Genomic DNA, 16,989 nt, shown 5'->3' with positions numbered 1-16,989 from the left:
TGGCGATGACCGAGGCGAGCCGGCCGGGACCGCTGGAACCGGTGACCGAGCAGTGGGAGCGGGCGCTGGCGATCGTGGCGCACCCCGACGACCTGGAGTTCGGTGCCGCCGCGGCCGTCGCACGCTGGACCGACCAGGGCAAGACGGTGGTCTACTGCCTGGTCACCAGCGGCGAGGCCGGCATCGACGGGATGCCGCCCGACCGGGCCCGCGAGGTCCGGGAGGCCGAGCAGCTCCAGTCGGCCAGGCTGGTCGGGGTGGACACGGTGGAGTTCCTCGGCCTGCCGGACGGGATCCTGGAGTACGGGGTGCCGCTGCGCCGGGAACTGGCCGGGGTGGTGCGCCGGCACCGCCCGGAGATCGTGCTGACCAACAACTTCCGGGACACCTGGGACGGGGCGTACGCGCTGAACCAGGCCGACCACATCGCCACCGGGCGGGCGGTGCTGGACGCGGTCCGCGACGCCGGCAACCGGTGGGTCTTCCCCGAACAGCTCACCGACGGGTCGCCGCCCTGGAACGGGGTCCGCCAGGTGTGGGCCGCGTCCTCCCCGCAGGCCGCGCACGGGGTCGACGTGACGGCCACCTTCGACCGGGGGGTGGCCTCGCTGCGGGCGCACGACGCGTACCTGACCGGGCTCGGTGACGGCAGCTTCGACGCGGAGGAGTTCCTGGAGGGGATGAGCCGGCCGACCGGCACCCGGCTGGGGGTCCGGCACGGGGTCGCGTTCGAGGTGTTCCACTTCGACCTCTGGTAGGCCGACGGGGCGACGCGCCGTTGTCCCGGTCAGCCGAGCGGACGCGAAAGGTCCGCGGCCGGCGCGGCCGGCCGCGGACCGCGGCCCGACCCGTACCCGGGCCGGGCCGGCGCGTGTCACGGGATGATCCGGGCCAGGTCCTTCGGCATCTGGGACTTCACGTCCTGCCACTCGCCCTGGGTGACGTGCCGGCGCAGGGTGTCCAGCACCACCTGCACGACCCGCTCCGGGCCGCCCTGCACGTCGTACGGGAAGCCCTGCCGCACCTCGTAGAGGAAGTCGTCCCGGTTCAGCTTCACCGGCACGTCCTCGGGCTTCCACCCGTCGAAGTAGATGCCACGCAACAGCACCGGCAACTGCGCGGCGAACTCCGCGCTCTCCTGCACCGGCATCCGGTCGCGCAGCAGGTGCAGGACCGTGCGCAGCGCCGCGTACGACTGGTTGCGCTGCGCCTTGGGCCAGCCGTAGGCGCTCTCGATGTCCTTCAGGATCACGTTGGTCTTGTCCAGCGAGGACTCGAACGCGGAATGCAGCTGCTCAGCCATCTCGGTACCCCCGTACCTCGGTCTGCCACGGTCGATCGTCGGCGCGCCGCGGCGGGCCCGACGGGCCGCGCCACTGCCGGGTCGGCGCGACCGGCGCGCCCCTCGGCGTACGCCGGCCGTCGCCGGTACCACCGACGACGTGCAGCACGGCGCCGCGCCGTCGATCCGGCACCATCCGAACCGTCATGTCCGGCCACCTCCGTACCCTCGGGCGGCCGGCATCGGCGGACGGCCGCACGCACCGTCCATGCTGCGCGGCGGGCGGGTGAGCCGTCCTCACCCGGCGGGGATGAGGTCAGCCGGCCGCGTCCAGCAGCTTCGCCAGGGTGGCGGCGTTGGTCTGCGCGTAGTCCCGATAACAGTTGTTCATCAACACGTGCGTCTGCTCGGCGGAGTCGGCCAGCTCGCGCAGCTTCGGGGCCCACTGCTTCAGCTCCCGGTCGGAGTACCGGTAGCCGAACTTCTCGTGGATGTCCTTGCTGGTCCACTTGTCGCTGTGGCCGTGGAAGCGGACCATCGCGAGGTCCGCGGTGGCCTCCAGCACCGGGGGCACCGACGAGCGGTGCCCCTGGGGCATGTCCACCGCGACGTACGCCAGCCGGTGCTGGCGCAGGAGGCCGAGGGTCTCCTCGGCGTTGTCGCCGTCGAACCAGGACTGGTGGCGGAACTCGAAGACCGGGCGCAGCGGCGCGCAGCGCTTCGCCACCTCCAGCAGGTACTGCTTGTTGTCCCGCTTGATGGTGAACCAGGGCGGGAACTGGAACAGCAGCGCGCCGAGCTTGCCCGCCTCCACCAGCGGGTCGAGGGCGCTGAGGAAACGCGTCCAGACCTCCTCGTACGCCTGCGGCGGCAGGTCGTCGGGGTAGACGTTCTTCTTGTCGGTGTCCGGACGGATGTCCTTGTAGAGCGCACCGACCCGGGTCGGGTGCCCGGTCAGCAGGCTGAACGCCTTGATGTTGAAGGTGAAGCCGGCCGGGGTGCGCTCGGCCCACAGGGTCGACGTGCGCTCGGCCGGCGGGTTGTAATAGGTGGCGTCCACCTCGACCAGGGGGAACCGCTTGGCGTAGTAGGCCAGCCGTTTCTCCGGGTTGTCCGCCGTCTGCGGGTACCAGCCGGAGTCCAGCAGCGTGCGGTCGGTCCAGGAGGCGGTTCCCACCAGGATGTCACCCATGGGACAAGTCCACCTCGTCCCGGACCGACCGGCAACCCGAGGGGCGGTCAGGCCGCCCGGCGCTCCCGGGTCTGCTTGCACGTCACGCAGCTCGTCGCCGAGGGGAAGATCTCCAGCCGCTCCACCGGGATCGCCGCGGAGCAGCCCTCGCACCACCCGTAGGTGCCCTCGGCGAGGCGGGCCAGGGCGCGCTCGTACTGGGCGCGACGGTCCAGGATGGTCCGCAGCAACGACTGCGCGGTGTCCCGCTCGGCGGTCTTGGTGCCGCTGTCGGCCTGGTCGTCGCCGGCGGTGTCCCCCACCTCGACCAGACGCAGCACCTGGCTCTGGAGCACCGCCTGCTCGTACTCCGCCGACAGCTCGTCGTACCGGGCCTGGAGGGACTGCCGGATCTGGTCGGTCTCCGCAACGGGGCGACCGGTGGCGACCGTGTCGTGGACGAGCATCGCTGCCTGCCTTTCTGAGGGCCGAACGGGGCACCTGGTTGCGGTGCCGCCGGCCCCGGCCAAATGGTCGTCTCGGCGCGGGTGATCACCCGTGCTCTGTGAGCCGGGCGATTACCCCGGCTCCCGGCGGGTCAAACCGGCCGGCCCGGCCGTTTCTCAGTCCGCCGCCGCGACCTCCACGACCGCCGGGTGCCGGGGGTCGTCGAGGCGGACGACGACGTCGGCGAAGGTGGCCGGAGCGACCTCCGCGGCGTACCGGGCGAAGGCCGGCAGGGTCCACTCCTGGGCCGGCCCGGTGCGTCGGGCCAGCGCGGCCGGGGAGACGTCCAGGTGCACCGTGACGTCGAACGGCAGTCCGCCGCCGAGCAGCAGGGCGCCACTGACCAGCAGCACGCCGCCGGGCGGCAGCTCGACGTAGGCGGCCCGGCTGGCCCGGTCGGCCCGCGCGTCCCACAGCGACGGCAGCACCCGCCCGTTGCCGCCCGGCCCGGCCGGGTCGAGCACCTCACGGCGCAGTCCCGCCTCGTCGACCCACCCGTCGTAGTAGGCGTCCGGATTGGTGCGGCCGTACTCCAGGCGTACCGAGGCGGGGCGCAGGAAGTCGTCCGCGCGGACGTGCAGCGCCGGCCGGCTCCGGGCGCGCAGCGGGTCGACCAGCGCGGCGGCCAACGCGGCCGGCTCGGCCGCCGGCGCGCCGTCGATCGCCACCCGCAGCCGGCCCGCCGGATCGGTGCCGGCGAGCCGGTCGGTCAGCTCGGCCACCAGCAGGTCCGGGGAGACGGGACGTACGCGCATCCGACCATCGTGCCCGGCCGGCCCGCGTGACCGCCGGCGGGCCGGTGGGTCAGCCGGTGCGGTCGATGGTGACCCGGGCGTCGTCGGCGAGCCGGTAGCCGACCCCGTAGACGGTGGTCACCAGGGGGACGTCCACGCCGACCTTGCCGCGCAGCCGGCGTACGTGCACGTCCACCGTCCGCACCCCGGCGTGCTCGTAGCCCCACACCGCGTTGAGCAGTTGCAGCCGGGTGAACACCCGGCGCGGGTGCGCGACCAGGTGCAGCAGGAGGTCGAACTCCAGCCGGGTCAACGGCAGTGGCTCGCCGTCGCGCAGCACCGAGCGGGAGGCGGCGAGGATGTGCAGGACGGGGATGGTGGGCGCCAGCGACCGGGACGGGGACCGGCCGGCCGGGACCGGGTCCGGGCGGCGGTCGACGGCGGTCGCGGTGATCGTGCCCTCACCGCCCTCCAGCATCTCCCGGGCGGCTTCGAGCAGCCGCCGCGCCGGCGGCGTGAGGGACTCCTCACAGGCGAGCGGGATGTTCAACGTGACGGTGAGCATCGGTGCGGCGGTGTTCACCGGCCGGCGTTGACCGCCGGGGGGTCTACCGGGAACAGCGGGCTGGGACGTATGCCATCCGGCGCGCGACGAAGCGGGGCTGACCGACATGGTCCTCCTTGGCTGATCCGGGTTACTCCCCACGGCCCGGGACGCCGCTTCATCGATGCTTCCCGGCGGCTGTGCGAGGGTCAAGGGGCGGCTGCGTTGCATGAATGTGACAATTGACGAACACATCGGAGCCAGACGCTCGCTCTGCGTACGAAGCCTGATGATTACAGCAGAGCCGTCGAGTTGACCCGATACGGGGGGTGCCCGCCCGGTTCATATTGGTCGTCCGGATCGACACAGCGTGTCGGAACGACGTGATTCATGCCCAGTTGGCGGCCACCGGGCACGCTCCCAGGCCGGACGGCCGTACCGATGGCGGGACAGACGCGGGACACCGCCGCCCGCCTGGGGCGGCGGACGGCGGCGGGTGCGCGGGCGGTGGCCGGGGGGCGATTCAGCGGGTCTGGTCGATCTCCACCAGAGCATCGTCGGCGAGACGGTAGCCGACCCCGTACACCGTGGTCACCACCGGCAGGTCGGCGCCGAGCTTGGCGCGCAGCCGGCGTACGTGCACGTCTACCGTGCGAGCCACGGCGTGCTCGTACCCCCAGACGCCGGTCAGCAGTTGCAGCCGGGTGAAGACCCGGTGCGGTCGCTGGGCCAGGAACAGCAGCAGGTCGTACTCGATCCGGGTCAGCCGGACCGCCCGGCCGCCCTGGCGGACGACCCGGGTGCCGGCCAGGATGCACACCGCCCGCGGGTCGACCGGCTGCGCGGGCGGTGGCGCCGGCTCGGCGACCGCCGGTGCCCGGTCGGCCGCCGCCGGGCGCAGCCGGCCCTCCCCCGTCTCGGCCAGTTCGCCGAGCAGGTCCAGCAGGCGCGTCACCCGGGGACTGACCGGGCCGGGAGCGAGGTCGACGGTGATGGTCAGCGTCGGCGCGGCCGGCCGGCCGACGGCGTCGGCGATCGGCGGGCGTGCCTCCCGCGGTCGACCGGCGGACCGGTACGGGCGGAAGGGGATGGCGACGACGGACATGTGGCCTCCTGTGGCGGCGGGTGCCGCCGCGCCCGGTGCAGCGCGACGGTCAGCGTGACGGCCGGCCGGCGGTCACCGGCGGCGCGAGGGTGGACGGACGGACCGGCGGGGTGGGGCCGAGGGTGGGCAGACCGGCGATCCGCCAGGAGGCGAATCCGCCGACGACGTCGGTGGCCCGGTGCAGGCCCAGGTCGCGCAGGGCGGCGGCGGCCAACGACGAGGTGTAGCCCTCCTGGCAGAGCACGACGACCGGCAGGTCGTAGGAGTCGGCGAGCGGCAGGCGGGCCGGACAGCGGGGGTCGAACCGCCACTCCAGGACGTTGCGTTCCACCGTGAGGCAACCCGGCACGATGCCGTGCGCGGCCCGCTGGGCGGCCGGGCGGATGTCGACCAGCACCGCGCCCCGGCGGTACGCGACGTGCGCCTGCTCCGGGTCGAGCCGGTCCAGCCGCGCCCGGGCGGCGGCCAGGATCTCGTCGATTCCCCGGGAGCCGGGCGGCGGGGCGGGGCGGCCGACGGCGGGGGTGGTGATCAGGGACATCGTCGTTCCTTCCGGGACAGGGCGGAGCGTTCTTCTCACCAGGCCGTGCCGGCCTCGGCCACCTCGGCGGCGCGCAGGCGCCCGTCGGCGAGCAGGTAGCGGGTCATCCGGCGCAGCGCCGGCCGGTAGACGTGGACGCTGACCGCGGGCGCGGCGTCGCGGTTGGTCACCACGTGCACGTGCCGAGCGCCGAAGCGACGGCCGGTGCCGGCCGCGAGCCGGTGCGGGCGCAGCCGACCGCCGCTGACCGTCTCCTCGGTGAGCGCACCGGCGAGGACCAGGAACGCGCCCGACGAGCCGCCGTGGTCGTGCAGGTCGGTGCCCTGTCCGGGCAGCCAGCTCAGTGCCCAGACCTCGTGGTCGGCGTCCGCGCCGAGCCGGGCGTACCAGCGCTGGGCGGGATCGAAACACAGCGGCACCGGCCAGCTCGCCGGGTCGGTGTGGCGGCGGGCGACGGCCAGCAGGTCGGGCTCGGGCAGGTGCATGCGGGTGGTCCTCGTCGTGCGGCGGCAGGTCCGTACCGAGCTTAGACGGTAAATCCTATAGGTTTAGTAGGCTTATCCGCATGGTGGGACGGGGTGTGTCGCGACGGCCCGTCCCGGCCACGACTAGCCTGGACCGGTGAGCGCAGAACTCGACGCCGAGACGGTGGCCTTCGCGCACCGGATGTTCGACCTGGCCCGCGCGGGCGCGACCGAGGAACTGGCCGGACAGGTCGACGCCGGGCTGCCGGTCAACCTGACCAACGACAAGGGCGACTCGCTGCTGATCCTGGCCGCGTACCACGCCCACCCGGACACCGTCGCCGCGCTGCTGGCGCGTGGCGCCGACCACGCCCGGACCAACGATCGCGGGCAGACCGCCCTGGCCGCGGCGGTCTTCCGGCGCGACGCCGAGGCGGTCCGGGCCCTGCTCGCCGCGGGCGCCGACCCGGCGCACGGCAACCCGTCGGCGGTGGAGACCGCCCGGTTCTTCGACCTGCCGGAGATGCTCGCGCTGCTCACCGCGGCACCGACCGACTGAACGGCCCTCGGGCGGGCGGCGTCGGCCACGGCGGGTATACAGGGGCGGTGGACGATCCGGTAGCCGAGCAGATGCGCACCGCCGGCACGGCGTTCCTCGCCGCGCTGACCGCGCCGGCCCGGGCCGGGGCCGCGCACCGGTTCGACGACGACGCCGCGCGGCGCTGGCTGGAGTACCGGCCCCGGCCCCGGCCCGGGGTCTGCCTCGCCGACCTGGACCGCGCCGGGCGCAAGGCCGCGCACCGGCTGCTGGCAACGGCGCTGAGCCCGTCGGCGTACGCCCAGGCGATGGCCATCGTCGCGTTGGAGGAGGTGCTCGACCGCGCCGAGGGGTGGCGGCGGGGACGACACAGCGGCGACTACTGGGTGGCCGTCTTCGGCGACCCGGCCCGGGACGACGCGTGGGCGTGGCGGGTGGAGGGGCACCACCTGTCGGTGAGCATGACCGTCGTCGACGACCAGGTCTCCCCCGCGCCGGTCTTCTTCGGCGCCAACCCGGCCGCCGTCCGGTACGCGGGCCGCCCGGTGTCCCGGCCGCTCGGGATCGAGGAGGACCTGGGCCGCGCCCTGCTGGACGCGATGGGCCCCGCCGGACGCGCCGCCGCCGTCGTCGCCGACGAGGCGCCCGGCGACATCATCAGCGCCACCCGGGCCCGGGTGCACGCCCCGCTGGAACCGCTCGGCGTGGCCGCCGACCGGCTCGGACCCGGCGCCCGGGCCCTGGTGGACCAGCTCGTCGCGCTCTACCTGGACCGGCTCCCGCCCGCCCTGGCCGCGCGGGAGGCCCGCCGGCTCGGCGGCGGGCGGCTGCACTTCGCCTGGGCCGGCCCGACCGGTCCCGGGCAGCGCCACTACTACCGGGTGCAGGGCGACGACCTGCTGATCGAGTACGACAACACCACCGACGACGGCAACCACGCGCACACCGTGCTGCGCCGCCCGGCCAGCGACTTCGGCGCCGACGTGCTCGCCGACCACCACGCCGAGGCACACTCCTGAACGGCGCGCCCGGTGCTCCGCCACGGCGAAGCCGGGAGACCGGGTTCCCGGTCGGCCCGGCGCGGCGCGGTCAGGGGCGGGGGCGCACGATCTCCACGGTCGCCCCGCCGACACCGCGCAGGGCGTCGAAGGTGCCGGCCTCGACCCGGCCGGCCTCGAACTCCCGCATCAGCCGGGCCCCCAGGCCCACCCCGAGCGCGCCGACGGCCAGCGCGACCAGCTCCACGGCGAGCAGCACGCCGGTGGCGCCCCGCTGCGGCGCGTCCGCGCGGATCAGGCAGGCCACCAGGAACAGCCCGGCCATCGCCGCGTTCACCAGGTTGAACGTCACCGCCGTACGGCGGGTGGCGTCGCCCGGGGAGTCCCACAGGTCCACCATCCCGGCGACGGTGGTGAGCGCGGCGGCCACCAGCGCGGCCACCGACGTCCAGTAGCCCACCTCGCCGAGGAAGGCCGGCCCGCCCAGCACGTCGGTCAGGTCGAACAGCGCGGCACTCACGAAGAGGCCGAACGGGAACGTCACCAGCATCGGTTGGATCGGATGGCCCTGCACCCGCAGTCGGCTCTGCATCGTTTCCCCCCAGGTCGGCTCAGCTCACCCGTCCAGGGTGCTACCCGAGCGCCAGTGGGACGAAACGACACGCTCAGCTGTCCCGGGCACGGGACACCGTGCTGACCAGCCGCTCGGCGACCTCACGCAGCGGGATGGACAGCGCCGAGGCGGCCCCGCGCAACACCTGCAGGGCCTCCTGCGGCGGGCAGCCACGCTGGGTCATGATCACACCCACCGCCTGCCCCACCACACCCTCGGCGAGCAGCGCCGCGTCCCGTTCGCCGGCCTGCGCGGCCACCCGGGCCCGGTCCCGCACCGCGGCCAGCAACAGGCCGGCGTGCTCGGCCAGGAGCATCGCGGTCAACTGGTGCCGCGGGGTGAGCACGTCGGTGCCCGCCGCGTACAGGTTGATCGCACCGATCACCTGCTCGTCCACGTCGACCGGCGCGGAGATCACGCCCTGCACCCCGAAGTCGCGGGCCCGCCCGGTCCAGGCCGGCCAGCGCGTCTCCCGGCCCAGGTGCTCAGAGAGGATCATCTCGCGGCGGCGGATCGCGTCCATCGCCGGCGAGTCCGGGCCGTGCCGCAGGTCGTCCAACCCGGCGAGCCGGGCGTCGGAGGCGGCCACCCCGGCCGGCTCACCGGCCCGTAGGGCGGTGAACCCGCACCAGCTGACCCCGGCCACCGCGTCGCGTGAGATCCGGACCAGGGCGTCCAGCGCCTCGTCGAAGTCGACGACGGCGATCAGACCGGCGGTCAGCTCCCGGAGCAGGGCGGCCGTCTCCAGCACGCCCAGCGTCTCCACCGCCGGGTCCCGCGTGTCCAGGTTCACCGGTCCGCAGCTCCCACCATGGCCCCCACGTACGCCGTCGTACGCGCAACCGGTGTCGTCACCCGCGTCATCCTCCGCACTCTGCCGATTCTCCGGACCCGCCCTACTACCCGCGACACGTGGGGTCGAAACGGCGCGTGCAGGCCCCTCCCGTCCCCGGTACGGGGCGGGAGGGGCGGGCGGAGCAGCGGGTCGGGCTCAGCGCGGGGCGGCGCTCAGACGCCGGCCGACCGAGGCGATCAGGCGGTCCAGCTCCGAGCCGAACGGGTTGTCGTGCACCAGGTAGGTCCAGGTGGCGCTGGGCCGCACCAGCTGGGCCTGGTCCGGCTCCCAGTCCTCGTCGAACTCGGTCTCGGTGAACGTGGCGATGGTCCGCCGCTCGATCTCCGGCACGAGGTCGTTGAACGCCGGCACCGCCGCCCGGTGGAACTCGTCCAGCGGGTCGAGCCGGCCCAACGCCCGCAGGTGCACGCCCTCGCGGACCTCGGACAGCTCGGCCAGGTGCTCGGCCCACAGCCGGTCCAGGTGGTGCAGCGCGATCGTCCGGGCCACCCGGGCCAGCAGGTCCTCGTCCATCTCGCCGGCCTTGTCGGGCACCCGGTCCAGCAGCATCAGCGCGGCGACGTCGCTGGTGAGCAGCCGCTCGCGGCGCTCCGCGAGGGCCTTGCGCTGCTGCTCGATCACCACGCTGTAGCGCCAGGTGTTGCGGTGGATCTCGTGGTTGACGCCCTCGGCGACCCGCTGGGCGTGCTCCACCGCGTAGTCGACCTGCGGGTCGGTGACCAGACCGTCGGCGTTCATCCGGGGCGAGGCCGGCACCGTGTCGCCGGCGTGCCGGGCGACCAGGTCGTCCTCCAGGCTGACGAAGAAGACCGACCCGCCCGGGTCGCCCTGCCGCCCGGCCCGGCCCCGCAACTGGTCGTCGACCCGGCGGCTGTCGTGCCGGCCGCTGCCGATCACATAGAGGCCGTCCAGCTCGGCCACCCGGTCCCGGTCGGCGCCGTCGCTGCCGCCCAGCCGGATGTCCACGCCCCGGCCGGCCATCTGGGTGGAGACGGTGACCGCGCCGTACGCGCCGGCCTCGGCGATGATCGCCGCCTCCTCGTCGTCGTTCTTGGCGTTGAGCACCACGCTCGGCACCCCGGCCGCACCGAGCGCCGCGGCCAGCCCCTCGGACTCCTTGACGTCCAGGGTGCCGACCAGCACCGGACGGCCCCGCTCGTGGTGGCGCTTGATCTCGTCGACCAGCGCCTCCTCCTTCTCGGCGAGGGTGGCGTAGATGCGGTCCTGCTCGTCCTCCCGCACGCACGGGGTGTTCGGCGGGATGACCGCCACCTCCAGGCCGAAGAACTCACGCAGCTGGTCGCCGACCAGCACCGCGGTCGCCGTCATGCCGCACACCTTCGGGTAGAGCCCGACGTACGCCTGCACGGCGATGGTGCCGAGCACCTCGCCCTCGGAGGTCGCGTCCAGCCCCTCCTTGGCCTCCACCGCCGCCTGGAGCCCGTCCGGCCAGCGGCGGCGCTGGGCCACCCGGCCCCGCATCTCGTCGATCAGCTCCACCGAGCCGTCGCGCACGATGTAGTCGACGTCGCGGTGCAGCAGGGCGTGCGCGTGCAGCGCCACGTTCACCGCGGAGAGCTGCGCGACCTGCTCCTCGTCGTAGAGGTCGACGCCGAGCTTGGCCTCGACGGCGGCCAGGCCGGCGGAGGTGAAGGCGACGCTGCGGCCGTCCTCGGCCACGGTGTAGTGCTTGCCCTTGCGCAGCCCGCGCACCAGGGCGGCGGCGGCGTGCACCGGGTCCTGTTCGCCGGGCACCGCGCCGGCCAGGACCATCGGCACCCGGGCCTCGTCGATCAGGATCGAGTCGGCCTCGTCCACGATCGCGGTGCGCAGCGGCGGCTGCACCCGGTCGGCGATGTCGGTGACCAGCTGGTCGCGCAGGTAGTCGAAGCCGGCCTCGCTGACCGACACGTAGGTGACGTCGCAGGCGTACGCGTCGCGCCGCTCCTGCGGGGTGGAGGCCTCGTTGACCCAGCCGACCCGGAGGCCGAGCAGGGCGTAGACCGGCTCCATCCACTGCGCGTCACGGCGGGCCAGGTAGTCGTTGACGGTGAGCACGTGCACCGGGCCGTTGCCGACCCGCACGTGACCGTAGGCGGCGATGACGGCGGTGAGTGTCTTGCCCTCACCGGTGGCCATCTCGGCGACCTTGCCGGACAGCAGCGCCATCGCGCCGAGCAGCTGCACGTCGTAGGGCCGCTGGTCGAGGGCGCGGCGGGCGGCCTCCCGGCCGATCGCGCAGATCTCGGTGTAGCCCTCGGCCTGGCCGGCGGCCTCGGTCAGCTCGACGTCGTCGAGCGCCGAGAGCTCCTCCTCGCGCGCCTCGATGGCCGGCAGCAGCTTCTCCAGCGGACCCAGGTCCACCGTCGTGCCGGGGCGCTGCAGGAAGCGCCGGAACTTGCTCTTGAACCGTTGCGACACACCCATGAGCGGCAACGGTACGCGACCGGAGGCCCCCGGCGCTTCCCGGTCCGCGCCCGCCGCGCCGGGGTGTCCCCCGCCCCGCCCGCCGGCCTGCGCCGGTCAGGTGACGAGGAGCTGGTGGGTGGCCAGTTCCCGGTACAGCGGGCTGGTGGTGGTCAGCTGGTCGTGGGTGCCGGTGGCGACCACCCGGCCGCCGTCGAGGACCACGATCTGGTCGGCGTCCACGACGGTGGAGAGCCGGTGCGCCACGATCAGCAGGGTGCGCCGTACGGCGACCGCGTCGATCGCCCGGCGCAGCGCCGCCTCGTTGCGGGCGTCGAGGTTGCTGGTCGGCTCGTCGAGCAGCAGCACCGGTGGGCCGGCCAGCAGCGCCCGGGCGATGGCCAGCCGCTGCCGCTCACCGCCGGACAGCAGCACCCCGCCCTCGCCCACCTGCACGTCCAGCCCGTCGGCGGTGCGCTCGGCCAGGTGGCCGAGGTTGACCTCGTCGAGCACCGCGCGCAGCTGGGCGTCGGTGGCCGTCGGCGCGCCGATCAGCAGGTTGCCGCGCAGCGTGCCGGCGAGGACCGGGGCCTCCTGCTCGACGTAGCCCAGGCGGGCCCGCAGCACGTCGCGGGGCACGTCCCGTACGTCGACGCCGTCCACCCGCAGCGCGCCGGCGGTGACCTCGTAGAAGCGTTCGACCAGGGCCAGCAGGGTGGACTTGCCGGCGCCGGACGGGCCGACCAGGGCGGTCCGGGTGCCCGCCGGCACGGCGAAGCTGACCTCGTGCAGCACCGGCGGCCCGTCCGGGTAGCCGAAGCCGACCCGGTCGAACTCGATCATCGGCGGGTCGGGCCGGGTCCGGGCCGCCGGCCCCGGCGGGATCCGGTCGGCCGCGCCCTCCACCGGGACGTCCAGGATCTCCTCGATCCGTTGCAGCGCGCCCAGGCCGGTCTGCAACTGGGTGTAGGCGTGCACCGCCTGCCCCAGCGGAAGCACCAGGAAGAACAGGAACATGACGAACGCGACCAGATCGCCCACGGTGATCGCCCCGGAGGCCACCCGGGCGCCGCCGACGGCCAGCACCAGCAGGAAGGCGCTCTGCACGGTGACCGTGCTCACCGGTCCCACCACCGCCTGCACCCGGGCCACCCGCAGGCCGGCCGCGTACGCCGCGGTGGCGCTGTCGCCGACCGTCTCGCTCTCCCGCCGCTCGGCGCGGGCCGCGCGGATCGTCCGGGCGGCGGAGATCGCCCGCTCCACGGCCGAGGTCATCTCGCCCACCCGCTCCTGCGCCGCCCGGGACAGGGCGCGCACGCGGCGGGCGACGGTGAGGGCGAATCCGACGCCGGCGGCCACCCCGAGCAGGGTCAGGCCGAACAGCACCGGGTCCAGCAGCAGCATCGCGCCGGCCGCGCCGACGACCAGCACCGCACCGGTGACCACCTCGAACAGCCCGGAGGTGACCACCGCGCGCAGCAGCGTGGTGTCCGAACCCACCCGGGAGAGCAGGTCGCCGGTGCGCCGCTGGTCGTACTCGGCGATCGGCAGCCGCAGCAGGTGCCCGGCCAGCCGCCGGCGGGTGCCGAGGACCAGCCCCTCGGCGGTGCGTTGCAGCAGGTAGTCGCGGAGGCCGCCGAGGAGCGCGCCGGCCACCACCAGAGCGACCAGCAGCCCGACCAGACCGGCCACCGGGGCCGCGGCGGAGACGCCGTCCAGGACCGAGCGGACCAGCAGCGGCTGTGCCAGCGACGTCGCCGCCCCGAGCAGCGACAGCGCGCCCACCACGGCGAGGAGGCCGCGGTGGGCGCGCAGGTACGGCAGCAGGGCGGCCAGGCCGACCGGCCGGTTCGGCACCGAGGTCATGCCGGAAACGGTAGCCGGCCGGTACGACCCCTCGGTCAGCCGGTGAACACCACCTGCAGTTCCTGCCGGCGGCGCTCGGCCAGGTCGGTCAGCACCGTCGGCGCCTCGGCCAGCGGCACCACCGCCGACACCAGGTGCTTACGGATCGCCGCACCGTGCTCCCGCAGCAGCTCGACGGTCTCCGCGGAGAGCCGCTCCCGGTCCCAGGTCGGTGCCAGCCCGCGCGGCACCCGCCCGATCTGGGCGCAGCGCAGCGACAGGCCATTGTGGTGGAATTCCTCGCCGAGCCGGACCGCGTCCGCGCCGCCCTGATAGAAGGCCAGGTCGACGACGGTGCCCTGCGGTCGCAGCAGTCGCAGCGCCAGGTGCAGCGCCCACGCCTGGCCCCGACACTGGAACACCACGTCGGCGCCCCGGTCACCGGCCGCGTGGTTCCACCGGGTCTTGAGCACCACCGCCGGGTCGTCGGCCTCCGGGTCCAGCGTCTCCAGGCCGAGCGCCTCGGCGACCGCCCGGCGCTGCGGCGTCGGGTCCAGGACCACCACCGACGCGGCGCCGTGCCGCTGGGCGAACAGCGCCGTGAGCAGGGCCACCACGCCACTGCCCACCACCGCCACCCGCCGGCCGCGCACCCCGTCGCCGAGCGAGCGGACGTCGGTGCCGCACAGGTCGGCGGCGGCGTGCAGCACCCCGTTGGCGCAGATCGGGCCCATGTGCGCGACGTACACCCCGAGCAGCGGGTCCAGGTCGTCGGGCAGCGGCACGAACCGCTCGGTCAGCGGGTCGGCGACGTACCCGCTGCGGTGGCCGTACGTCATCGCGCCGACGGTGCCCACGGCGACCGCCGGGGTGCGGCTCTCCACCACCCGCCCGACCTGCATGTAACCCAACCGGGTGACCGGGTACGGGGTGCTCGCCGCGCCGGGCTGGAACAGGCCGAGGCCGGCGTTCCAGGTGACGTTCAGGTAGGGGTTGGTGCCCTTGACGAAGCTCAGTTCGGTGCCGGCGGACACACCGCTGTAGAGCGTCTCCACCCGGAAGCCGCCGTCGGGGACCTCGGGGCTGTCCTGCTCCACCAGCTCGACCCGGCCGGGACCGCTGACCGCCACGACCGTGTCACGCATCGACGGTCACCCCGGTCACGACAGACGCGGCGTCCGGCGACCCGAGACGTACGGTCCGGCCGGTGCGCGCCGAGTCGGCGACCGCGAGGGCGAGCCGCTGGGTGCCCAACGCCTCGGCGTAGGGGACGCGGACGTCGTCGCCGACCCCCCGGACCGCGTCGACGAACGCCCGGTCCACGGCCACCCGGGCGGCGTCCGGGTCGGCGTCGAACCGGCGCTCGCCGTCGGCGTCGCGTACCACCAGGCCGTCCTCGGTCAGCGACAGGGCGAGGCCGTCGGCGAGGATCTCCAGGCCGGCGCGGTGCTTCCAACCCAGGACGCAGGCCGCGCTGAGGGTGCCCACCGCACCACCGGCGAACCGCAGCGCCGCCGTGGTCACCGAGTCGATGTCGGCGCCCTGGACCGGCGGTGGCGTGCCGTTGCCGTACGCGGTCACCTCGGTGGCCTCGCCGACCAGCAGCCGGACCAGATCCAGAACGTGCGCGGCCTGCTCGACCACCGGCCCGCCGGAGCGGTCCCGCCGCGCCCACCAGGCCACCGGCGGCACCTTGTCCAGCCACGCCCCGCTGACCATCCGCACCGGACGGTCGGCGAGCAGGTCACGGGCGCGTTCCACCACCGGCAGGTACCGCCAGTGGTGCCCGACCCCGGTCAGCAGTCCCCGGCGCGCCACCAGGTCCGCGATCCGCTCGGCGGTGGCGAGGTCCACCGCCACCGGCTTCTCCACGAACATCGGCACCCCGGCGGCGATCACCGCCTCCTCGGCCGGGCCGTGCGCGAACGGCGGCACGCAGACGTACACCGCGTCCGGACCGGCGGCCAGCAGCTCCTCGACATCGGAGAAGACCCTTGCGCCGTGCGCGCCGGCCAGCTCCGCCGCCGCGTCCGGCACCACGTCGGTCACCCCGAGCAGTTCGACGTCGTCGAAACCGCTCAACACCCGGGCATGGCGTTGCGCCACCCCACCGGCTCCTACCAGTCCCACCCGGCACACGCGCATGTAGAGCCCTTCTCACCAGAGTTTTCATGTTCCGGCTGTCCCCACTCCCCCCGCGCGTTCGCAATCAAACGTTCACCGCCTGGGAACACTGCGTCGTCCGGTCCGTGATCAGGTTGTTAGCCCCTACCCGGTTAGCGCGAGGAGGGTAGTGGGAAAACCAACTCTGCTTTTTCCGCCCACGATCAGGGGGTGCCTGTGCGGAACTTGGATACGACTGTCTCACCGGTGGTGGAGGCGTGGGCCACCTACCGGACGACCTCGGCGGCCGACTGGCCGGCCCGGCGGCTCATGCGGGCCAAGGGGGACACCCGGGTCAGCGTGGTGCTGCCGGCGCGCAACGAGGAGGCGACGGTCGGCGCGATCGTCTCGACGATCCGCGAGCATCTGATGGACCGGGTGGCGCTTGTCGACGAGTTGATCGTGGTGGACTCGCGCTCGACCGACCGTACCGCGCAGGTCGCCCGCGCCGCGGGAGCCGAGGTGGTCAGCCAGGACGCGATGACCCGTGGCCTGCCGCGGCTCAGCGGCAAGGGGGACGCCCTGTGGGCCGGCCTCGCCGCCGCCGAGGGCGACGTGGTCGCGTTCGTCGACGCGGACCTGCGGGAGTTCCGCCCGCACTTCGTCACCGGGCTGATCGGCCCGCTGCTCACCGATCCGTCGGTGGACTTCGTGAAGGGCTTCTACCACCGGCCACTGGTGGGTGCGACGAGCGTCGAGCTTGACGGCGGCGGGCGGGTGACGGAGCTGATGGCGCGTCCGCTGCTCAACCTGTTCTGGCCGGAGTTGGCCGGTTTCGTGCAGCCGCTCGCCGGTGAGTACGCCGGTCGCCGCGAGGTGCTGTCCCGGGTGCCGTTCGTGTCCGGCTACGGCGTCGAGACGGCGATGCTGATCGACCTGCTGGATCTGGTCGGACTGGACGCGCTGGCCCAGGTGGACCTGGGCGAGCGCAAGCACCGGCACCAGGACACCGCGGCCCTGGGCCGGATGTCCGCGCAGATCATGCTCACCGCCTGGACCCGGCTGCAACGGCGCGGCTGGGCGGCCCCGGGTGCGATGCCCGCCGGCCTGCTCACCCAGTTCCGGCGCGGCGGCTCGGAGGCGCTGCCGAACCTGGACCGGGAAATCGTGGTGCACGACGTCTCGATCGAGGAACGGCCGCCGTTGGCGGAGCTGCGCCACCGGGTGCCCCGCCGTCGGGTGGCCGCGGCGTGAGGCGGGCCCGGACCACCCCACCGCCCGC

General features: G+C 74.3%; 19 protein-coding genes. 4 read left to right on the top strand and 15 right to left on the bottom strand.

The window, feature by feature from the left end; genetic code table 11:
- Window positions 1-5 precede the first annotated feature (5 nt).
- The gene (locus D7223_RS11715; protein WP_120728041.1) at window positions 6-758 is read left to right on the top strand and encodes a PIG-L deacetylase family protein; all 753 of its coding nucleotides are present in this window, start codon (window positions 6-8) and stop codon (window positions 756-758) included.
- Between the two features lie 116 nt (window positions 759-874).
- Here the strand turns inward: D7223_RS11715 and D7223_RS11710 are convergent, their stop codons facing one another.
- From D7223_RS11710 to D7223_RS11670, 9 genes are all read right to left on the bottom strand, one after another.
- On the bottom strand, window positions 875-1,303 hold the full coding sequence (locus D7223_RS11710; protein ID WP_120728039.1) for a DUF2267 domain-containing protein: 429 nt from the start codon (window positions 1,301-1,303) through the stop codon (window positions 875-877).
- A complete protein-coding gene (locus D7223_RS11705) occupies window positions 1,296-1,490 on the bottom strand; it encodes a hypothetical protein (RefSeq protein WP_120728037.1) in 195 nt (64 codons plus the stop codon). The genes D7223_RS11710 and D7223_RS11705 overlap by 8 nt, the downstream gene beginning before the upstream one ends.
- A 108-nt stretch (window positions 1,491-1,598) precedes the next feature.
- Window positions 1,599-2,474: a DUF72 domain-containing protein gene (locus D7223_RS11700; protein ID WP_120728035.1), complete on the bottom strand. Its 876-nt coding sequence runs from the start codon at window positions 2,472-2,474 to the stop codon at window positions 1,599-1,601.
- Between the two features lie 47 nt (window positions 2,475-2,521).
- Window positions 2,522-2,920, bottom strand: a complete 399-nt coding sequence (locus tag D7223_RS11695; RefSeq protein ID WP_120728033.1) for a TraR/DksA family transcriptional regulator — start codon at window positions 2,918-2,920, stop codon at window positions 2,522-2,524.
- Window positions 2,921-3,076: 156 nt separating this feature from the next.
- Window positions 3,077-3,715, bottom strand: a complete 639-nt coding sequence (locus D7223_RS11690; RefSeq protein ID WP_120728031.1) for a nucleoside/nucleotide kinase family protein — start codon at window positions 3,713-3,715, stop codon at window positions 3,077-3,079.
- 49 nt (window positions 3,716-3,764) lie between these two features.
- Window positions 3,765-4,367 (bottom strand): winged helix-turn-helix domain-containing protein, encoded by a 603-nt coding sequence (locus D7223_RS11685; RefSeq protein WP_120728029.1) that lies wholly within the window; start codon window positions 4,365-4,367, stop codon window positions 3,765-3,767.
- 394 nt (window positions 4,368-4,761) lie between these two features.
- Window positions 4,762-5,343 (bottom strand): winged helix-turn-helix domain-containing protein, encoded by a 582-nt coding sequence (locus D7223_RS11680; RefSeq protein WP_120728027.1) that lies wholly within the window; start codon window positions 5,341-5,343, stop codon window positions 4,762-4,764.
- Between the two features lie 49 nt (window positions 5,344-5,392).
- Window positions 5,393-5,884 carry a rhodanese-like domain-containing protein gene (locus D7223_RS11675; RefSeq protein ID WP_120728025.1) on the bottom strand — a complete coding sequence of 164 codons (492 nt, stop codon included), beginning with the start codon at window positions 5,882-5,884 and terminating at the stop codon, window positions 5,393-5,395.
- A gap of 35 nt (window positions 5,885-5,919) precedes the next feature.
- Window positions 5,920-6,369 (bottom strand): cysteine dioxygenase, encoded by a 450-nt coding sequence (locus D7223_RS11670; RefSeq protein ID WP_120728023.1) that lies wholly within the window; start codon window positions 6,367-6,369, stop codon window positions 5,920-5,922.
- A gap of 136 nt (window positions 6,370-6,505) precedes the next feature.
- Here D7223_RS11670 and D7223_RS11665 point away from each other — a divergent pair, with 136 nt between their 5' ends.
- Together D7223_RS11665 and D7223_RS11660 are read left to right on the top strand one after the other, a co-directional pair.
- Window positions 6,506-6,907 (top strand): ankyrin repeat domain-containing protein, encoded by a 402-nt coding sequence (locus tag D7223_RS11665; protein WP_120728021.1) that lies wholly within the window; start codon window positions 6,506-6,508, stop codon window positions 6,905-6,907.
- A gap of 47 nt (window positions 6,908-6,954) precedes the next feature.
- Complete coding sequence (locus D7223_RS11660; protein WP_120728019.1) at window positions 6,955-7,905, top strand: DUF3500 domain-containing protein; 951 nt, start codon at window positions 6,955-6,957, stop codon at window positions 7,903-7,905.
- Window positions 7,906-7,975: 70 nt separating this feature from the next.
- On the opposite strand, the gene D7223_RS11655 is transcribed toward D7223_RS11660, so the two are convergent.
- From D7223_RS11655 to D7223_RS11630, 6 genes are all read right to left on the bottom strand, one after another.
- Window positions 7,976-8,476 (bottom strand): DUF2231 domain-containing protein, encoded by a 501-nt coding sequence (locus D7223_RS11655; RefSeq protein ID WP_120728017.1) that lies wholly within the window; start codon window positions 8,474-8,476, stop codon window positions 7,976-7,978.
- A gap of 73 nt (window positions 8,477-8,549) precedes the next feature.
- Window positions 8,550-9,290 carry a GAF and ANTAR domain-containing protein gene (locus tag D7223_RS11650; protein ID WP_120728015.1) on the bottom strand — a complete coding sequence of 247 codons (741 nt, stop codon included), beginning with the start codon at window positions 9,288-9,290 and terminating at the stop codon, window positions 8,550-8,552.
- Between the two features lie 198 nt (window positions 9,291-9,488).
- On the bottom strand, window positions 9,489-11,780 hold the full coding sequence (gene secA2 / locus D7223_RS11645; RefSeq protein ID WP_120728013.1) for an accessory Sec system translocase SecA2: 2,292 nt from the start codon (window positions 11,778-11,780) through the stop codon (window positions 9,489-9,491).
- A gap of 96 nt (window positions 11,781-11,876) precedes the next feature.
- Entirely contained in the window at window positions 11,877-13,625 is a 1,749-nt protein-coding gene (locus D7223_RS11640; RefSeq protein WP_120728011.1) for an ABC transporter ATP-binding protein, read from the bottom strand.
- Between the two features lie 35 nt (window positions 13,626-13,660).
- Window positions 13,661-14,749, bottom strand: coding sequence for a zinc-dependent alcohol dehydrogenase (locus tag D7223_RS11635; RefSeq protein WP_120728008.1), 1,089 nt, complete (start codon window positions 14,747-14,749; stop codon window positions 13,661-13,663).
- A complete protein-coding gene (locus D7223_RS11630) occupies window positions 14,742-15,749 on the bottom strand; it encodes a Gfo/Idh/MocA family protein (RefSeq protein ID WP_120728006.1) in 1,008 nt (335 codons plus the stop codon). The genes D7223_RS11635 and D7223_RS11630 overlap by 8 nt, the downstream gene beginning before the upstream one ends.
- A gap of 228 nt (window positions 15,750-15,977) precedes the next feature.
- Between D7223_RS11630 and D7223_RS11625 the strand changes: the two genes are divergently transcribed.
- Window positions 15,978-16,961, top strand: a complete 984-nt coding sequence (locus tag D7223_RS11625) for a glucosyl-3-phosphoglycerate synthase (RefSeq protein WP_238161842.1) — start codon at window positions 15,978-15,980, stop codon at window positions 16,959-16,961.
- Window positions 16,962-16,989 lie beyond the last annotated feature (28 nt).

It is taken from the genome of Micromonospora endolithica (genome assembly GCF_003626595.1).
Taxonomy (GTDB): Bacteria; Actinomycetota; Actinomycetes; order Mycobacteriales; family Micromonosporaceae; genus Micromonospora; species Micromonospora endolithica.
This window is presented reverse-complemented; position numbering and strand designations above follow the sequence as displayed.